Source organism: Leptolyngbya sp. FACHB-541 (assembly GCF_014695875.1).
Classification (GTDB): Bacteria; Cyanobacteriota; Cyanobacteriia; order Elainellales; family Elainellaceae; genus JAAUTN01.
The window spans coordinates 1-5,521 of sequence record NZ_JACJPC010000151.1 but is presented as its reverse complement, the minus strand read 5'-3'; the positions used below and the strand labels follow the sequence as shown (position 1 = coordinate 5,521).

The window sequence follows — 5,521 nt, the reverse complement described above, 5'->3', positions numbered from 1 at the left end:
CTGTTGAAAGACTTGAATCCCAGCATTGGTTTGACGATGCGCTTAATGTTGCGATGATCTTGCTCAATCAGGTTATTCAAATATTTCACCTGCCGCAGTTCGGTCTGGGCTGCTAGCGTTTGATCGCTTTTTAGCCGTTCAATGGCGACCGGATAAGCCGCATTCTTGTCCACATTGATGACGCGTGGTTGGCTGACATGGCTGGCTTTCAACACTTTACGAAAGAAGCGCGCCGCTGCTTTGCCATCTCGTTTGGCACTTAACAGAAAGTCCAATGTATTGCCTTGTGAATCTACAGCGCGATACAGATATTTCCACTCGCCTTTGATTTGGATATACGACTCGTCAACCTTCCACGAGTCGTTTGTCGGCTTCAAGTGAGGTCGAATGCGTTTGTCGAGTTCTGGAGCGTACTTCAGTACCCAGCGATTGATCGTGGAATGATCTATTTCTACCCCTCGCTCTGTCATCATCTCCTCTAAGTCTCGATAGCTGAGGGAGTAGCGGCAATACCAGCGCACGTTCAACAGGATGATTTCAGGCAGAAAGTGCCGCCACTTAAACAGAGCAGGAGTAGACATCGGAGGGTAGCGAGGAGAATGCAGTCCTGCTTACCTTACCATTCGCTGGTTTTTGCGACATAACCGCATTAGCACGGCTACGGGTGAGAGTTGAGCATGTGATTCGTCGCTTCAAGATCTTTCGCATCTTTGCAGGACGTTATCGCAACCGCAGAAAACGGTTTGGCTTGCGCTTGAACCTGATTGCTGGCTTACTCAACTATGAATTGGCACATGCCTCTTGATTCATGCAGGAAGTCTAATGTTTCCCGTCGATCTTGTATGTTCATCATCCAGTTTCTCTTCTAGGGGTGATGAGAGCGAAGTCTTCATGAAATGCAATTAGGCTGAAACCAGGACAGTTAGAGGAATTAAGAGGCTATTGACAGCCGGTGAATGTCACCGTTAGCTCATTAAGTACTGTAGGAAGGTGTTTCAAGGTTACCTGCTTGAGGAGGACAAAATTGTTCAAGAGTACCCTTGAGGGTAATAGCAAACTTACAGTAATTCCTACATCTTAGAAAAGACCATTAACTTTTCCATGTGGGTAAGTTCAGATCAATAGATAAGCTAAATAATTTGTGTAAAAAGCTATTTACACTATCTGGAGAAATATGACTAGATTCAAGGTCATGACTTGGAACATAGAGAACCTATTTCTCGTTGGCAATAAGTTTGGTCCCAAAACACAGGCAGACTATACGCAAAAGCTGAAGAGTTTAGCGAATGTGATTTTGGAACTTGAGCCAGATGTGCTAGCTGTTCAAGAAATCGGTGACTTGGATGCATTTGAAGAACTTGTGGCGATGCTAGAGGGACGTTATCCCCATGTTCGCGTATCTAACTCCCCCGATCCGCGTGGCATTCGGGTTGGATTTCTCTCCAAGTTGAACATTGAGGAGCATGAGGACATCGAGACTTTTCCGGAGGGGGGTTTGGTCAAAGTATTGGGCTATGTCACTGAAACGAGTGTGACTGAAATTACGAAGTTGGGTCGAGGTGCGCTTCGCATTCTGGTGGAACCTGAACCCGGTCTCCCCATTCATTTAATCAATGCTCACCTTAAGTCGAAGCTGCTAACTTTTTCCTCATCGACAGGGCAAGCGCGATTTGCTCCCAAAGACGAGAACGAACGTGCTCAGGTAGCTGGATTAGCCCTTTTAAGACGGACAGCAGAATCTGTGGCATTACGGGTGAAAGCCAACCAGTTACTCGACAACAACCAGAAGCAGGGGCTGATTGTTCTAGGGGATCTCAATGATGTGCCTTCTGCAGCAACAACGCAAATTCTGCATGGTCCGAGTGGGAGCGAGATTGGGACAAGCGGATTCGATCGGCGCGATCAGGGGGATGATACTCGATTGTTCAACCTGGTTCCATTGATTGCTGAGGAGCGGCGTTACTCCCGGATTTATCGAACCAGCAAAGAGCTAATCGATCATATTTTTGTTAGCCAGGAATTGCTACCTGGTCAGACTCGCAGACTGCCCGAAGTCGATAGTCATGTTGATTTCGCAAATGCACTTCCCTCGGTCAGCGATGATCCAACGCAACGACAGGGTAAGCCTGGATCAGATCATGCACCCGTCACTGCAATTTTTGATTTGTAACTAGTTTAGCTTTGCCCGTTGTTAGTCCAAAAAATTGAACGGAGTAAAACCAAATGTTAGCAGATCCAACCATTTACGATCGGATTTGGGAAGCAGATGAGAATCGCTTTTCAGTCAGTGTACGTAGTGCTGATGGAAGCTGGGTTGATTCCAGTGCTGATATTTTGCTTGATCATCAAGTGAAGGCAGCGGGAGATAAATGGACAGATATAGCCATTCATCCCCTGTTTCACAAAGTAGATGAGTCTCGCTTCTCAAAACCGACTTACCAGGCGATGATTAAGCTATTTGATAATTATGTGGTCAATTACCGTGATCCCGAAGATTTCACACCCGAGGAAGAGGGAGAAATCGGTGCCTTTTTGGATCTGTTACTGGATACCCAACCGATGCAGTTGGCATACGAGTACATTACCGAAGGACTCGGAAAGCCAATGTCCAAAGATAAGTTTAAGCAAGAACTGCGGATAATCTGGTTTGAACCTTACACCAACTATTTTGGTGAAGACGTTGTTAAGTATTGTTCTGGCTTTGAACATGTGTTTGTAGGTGAGGGCAAATTTAACTTGCGCGGAGGTCCGGGTTGGGGGGAGATTAGCGGCTATCATAATTGGGTCAAGTTCTACCTGGATGAATCCAAAGGGCGAGTCAATTTCCTTGGCACCCAATACAAGTTGCCTGGGGTGTCAGAGGTACTCAATCCTCATGTGGTCACACTGCAAATGACCTGGACTTTAGACAATATGGCTGGCAATCCCGTTGCTCAAGTGTTTAAACAGCGCGGTGGTTTTTTTGTTGGGATTAGTCCAGAATGTGATGTGGCTCTAGGCACTGTGGCTTACTACGAATCTGTTCAGAAACTAACTGTCAATGAACGACGGGCGGTGACCATTCAGGAGGGCAATTACAACCTGGTGATTTATCGAGAGACAACGGTGGATAATCAACGAGGCAAACGCATCCGCTCGTTCTATCCTGAGTTTCGAGGTGGAGAGTTTGAGCCTCTGCCGCAACCCGGTAGTACTCCAGTTTTGCGACCAATCGGTGATGTACAGATGCAGACTGGCTCAGTAGTATTGGTAGCAGCTCTGCCAAACCCTGAAGGTCCGGAATCAGGTGAATGGGTTGAACTAAAAAATACATCTTCAGAGCCAATTGTTTTAGAGGGTTGGTTTCTCACTGACAAAATTGGTCGGCGCAGGATGCTGGAGGGAACTTTAGCCCCCAATGAACAAAAACAGGTTCTTGTACGCACCAATAGCCCTCAGTCTATGCAATTAGGCAATTCTGGTGGTCGAATCGTACTTTACCAACCCAATGGCGAAATGGTTGTTTCGGTGTTCTATAACAAAGCAGCTGAAGGAGAGATCATTAACTTCTAATTTGAGCTAAAAGTACACACGCTACAAGTGCATACACCAGACGGATCGATAGCTTTTAGTTTCGTTTCAAGCTTTCTTCCGCCGGTGATGCTAACCGTTCGGCGGCGCTATCACCCGCTAGGACTGTTATACAACGGTAGAATTGCTCTACGAGTCATCTGACCGTAGAGTCATCCGCATCAACTTAAAGGTAAGACGACATACTCATCTTCGTAACATGCAAGGAACGTACGGCGCAAGAATCTCTATTGCTTGATTAGGAGGATGGGACCATGGCACAAAGCAACGTCACTGATGCGGAAGTTGCCGCACTTATTCAGCGCACTGCCGAAGCTACAAAGGCATATATCCGTGGGGATATGCACACCTACTTCACGCTGATTCGGCATGGGGACGACTACACGCTCATGTCACCGTTCGGCGGAGAACCGACACGCGGTTTCGGCACCTCGCCCGAGCGCCTCGATGCCCTAGAGCGCTATTTTCAGAACGGCGAAGCGGAACTGGACGTTGTGCAGACGTACACCTCCGGCGATCTGGTCGTGCTGGTGGTGATCGAACGACAACATGGCGAGGTCGGTGGACTGCCAAACCAGGACTGGTCGCTGCGTGTGACCTTGGTCTTTCGGCGTGACGGGTCGGCGTGGCGGCAGGTGCATCGACATGCCGACCCGTTGGTCCATGGCATCAGCTTAGAACAACTCGCGGCGCTCGCTTGCGGCTAACTCCCGTGTGCCACCTGACCGAGGTGCAGATAGTCTATCATCACCATCCGCTCCATCATGAAGCTGTCCATCAACGGCGGCCGAACAAGGCTCTGCACCGGAACACTAAATATGGTTGATTAGGATGTAAAGGTTGCTTACGTCTAGTGAGCTTAGTCGTTGGACTTCTGAGTTAAGAGTTGCAGATGCGAGGTATTCATTGCTTGGAGAAGTGAGCATTGGAGAAAGCACATTTACGAGTCGCCCGTCCCACCGATAACCTTACTGAGGTTGTCACATTCTACAGAGACGGATTAGGATTCGAGGTGATAGATTCATTCGAGGATCATGAAGGCTTCGACGGGGTGATGCTCGGGCACGCCGGGCTTTCATATCATCTAGAATTCACGCATCACCGGGGGCATAAAGTTGGAAGAGCACCAACCGAAGAGAACCTGCTGGTCTTCTACCTGTCGGATAAGGAGGAGTGGCAGCGGGCGGTGGAACAGATGGTGACGTTAGGTTATGAGCCGGTGAAGTCGTACAATCCTTATTGGGACGTGCAGGGGAAAACGTTTGAAGATCGGGATGGCTATCGAGTAGTTTTGCAGTGCGCAGCTTGGACATGAGCGCGTAGCTCAACAAGTCGCCGAACCTGATCGCCAATCAGGAGTTCTCCTAAAGATCACGTATGTAGGCGGCGGGTTAGCTCTGGCGTTACCATCTTTGAAGATTGCCGAAAATGACCCTTTTCGGCAATGTTGTTAACTGTCAACGCCAGAGTTCAGCTGCGGAGGCGAGGGCGTGATCCATGCCGCCGCGATGGGCGTTGCGCGCCTCCGTCAGCTGCAACGATTCGTTAGCCAGCCCACTCACCTGCCTCAATGCTAGTCTTCCATGTCGTACCATGCCTCGTACGTGCGCGATGTTGTCGCCGTGCCGTCCCGCTTCCTGAGGTTGCACGGTTGGCAGAGGAGCTGAAGGTTCGTGACATCGTTGAGCCCACCACGAGCTAGTGGCACCATGTGATCGAAATTCTCGATTGGCGAAAGGCTAACGAGTCCCGATAGATCCGTTCCGCAGATAGCACACATGCCCCGGTCGCGGAAGAATACCGCCTTGCGTGCCCACTTCGGTGGTGTTACACGCTTGGGCTGTGTCGCAAAAACTAGCAAATGGTAAGGTAAGCAGGACTACACTCTCCTCTCTACCCTGTGATGTCTACTCCTGCTCTGTTTAAGTGGCGGCACTTTTTGCCCGAAATC

7 protein-coding genes and 1 pseudogene are annotated in these 5,521 nt (G+C 49.1%); 5 read left to right on the top strand and 3 right to left on the bottom strand.

Translation table 11 applies throughout. From position 1 onward, the window contains the following. Positions 1–581: IS6 family transposase (locus tag H6G00_RS34010; protein ID WP_190800118.1), on the bottom strand; the 581-nt coding region annotated here is incomplete at its 3' end. Positions 582–649: 68 nt separating this feature from the next. Between H6G00_RS34010 and H6G00_RS34005 the strand changes: the two are divergent. From H6G00_RS34005 to H6G00_RS33985, 5 genes and pseudogenes are all read left to right on the top strand, one after another. Further along, positions 650–805 (top strand): annotated as a pseudogene (locus H6G00_RS34005) (IS5/IS1182 family transposase); the annotation flags it as partial. Between the two features lie 369 nt (positions 806–1,174). After that, positions 1,175–2,170: an endonuclease/exonuclease/phosphatase family protein gene (locus H6G00_RS34000; RefSeq protein ID WP_190800117.1), complete on the top strand. Its 996-nt coding sequence runs from the start codon at positions 1,175–1,177 to the stop codon at positions 2,168–2,170. Between the two features lie 53 nt (positions 2,171–2,223). Further along, on the top strand, positions 2,224–3,552 hold the full coding sequence (locus H6G00_RS33995) for a lamin tail domain-containing protein (RefSeq protein WP_190800116.1): 1,329 nt from the start codon (positions 2,224–2,226) through the stop codon (positions 3,550–3,552). A 272-nt stretch (positions 3,553–3,824) separates the two neighbouring features. Beyond that, complete coding sequence (locus H6G00_RS33990) at positions 3,825–4,277, top strand: nuclear transport factor 2 family protein (protein ID WP_190800115.1); 453 nt, start codon at positions 3,825–3,827, stop codon at positions 4,275–4,277. A gap of 218 nt (positions 4,278–4,495) precedes the next feature. After that, positions 4,496–4,885 (top strand): VOC family protein, encoded by a 390-nt coding sequence (locus H6G00_RS33985; RefSeq protein ID WP_190800114.1) that lies wholly within the window; start codon positions 4,496–4,498, stop codon positions 4,883–4,885. A 142-nt stretch (positions 4,886–5,027) separates the two neighbouring features. On the opposite strand, the gene H6G00_RS33980 is transcribed toward H6G00_RS33985, so the two are convergent. Both H6G00_RS33980 and H6G00_RS36965 read right to left on the bottom strand, forming a co-directional pair. Next, entirely contained in the window at positions 5,028–5,165 is a 138-nt protein-coding gene (locus tag H6G00_RS33980; protein ID WP_190800113.1) for a hypothetical protein, read from the bottom strand. Beyond that, the gene (locus H6G00_RS36965) at positions 5,144–5,350 is read right to left on the bottom strand and encodes an HNH endonuclease signature motif containing protein (RefSeq protein ID WP_199318875.1); all 207 of its coding nucleotides are present in this window, start codon (positions 5,348–5,350) and stop codon (positions 5,144–5,146) included. The genes H6G00_RS33980 and H6G00_RS36965 overlap by 22 nt, the downstream gene beginning before the upstream one ends. Positions 5,351–5,521 lie beyond the last annotated feature (171 nt).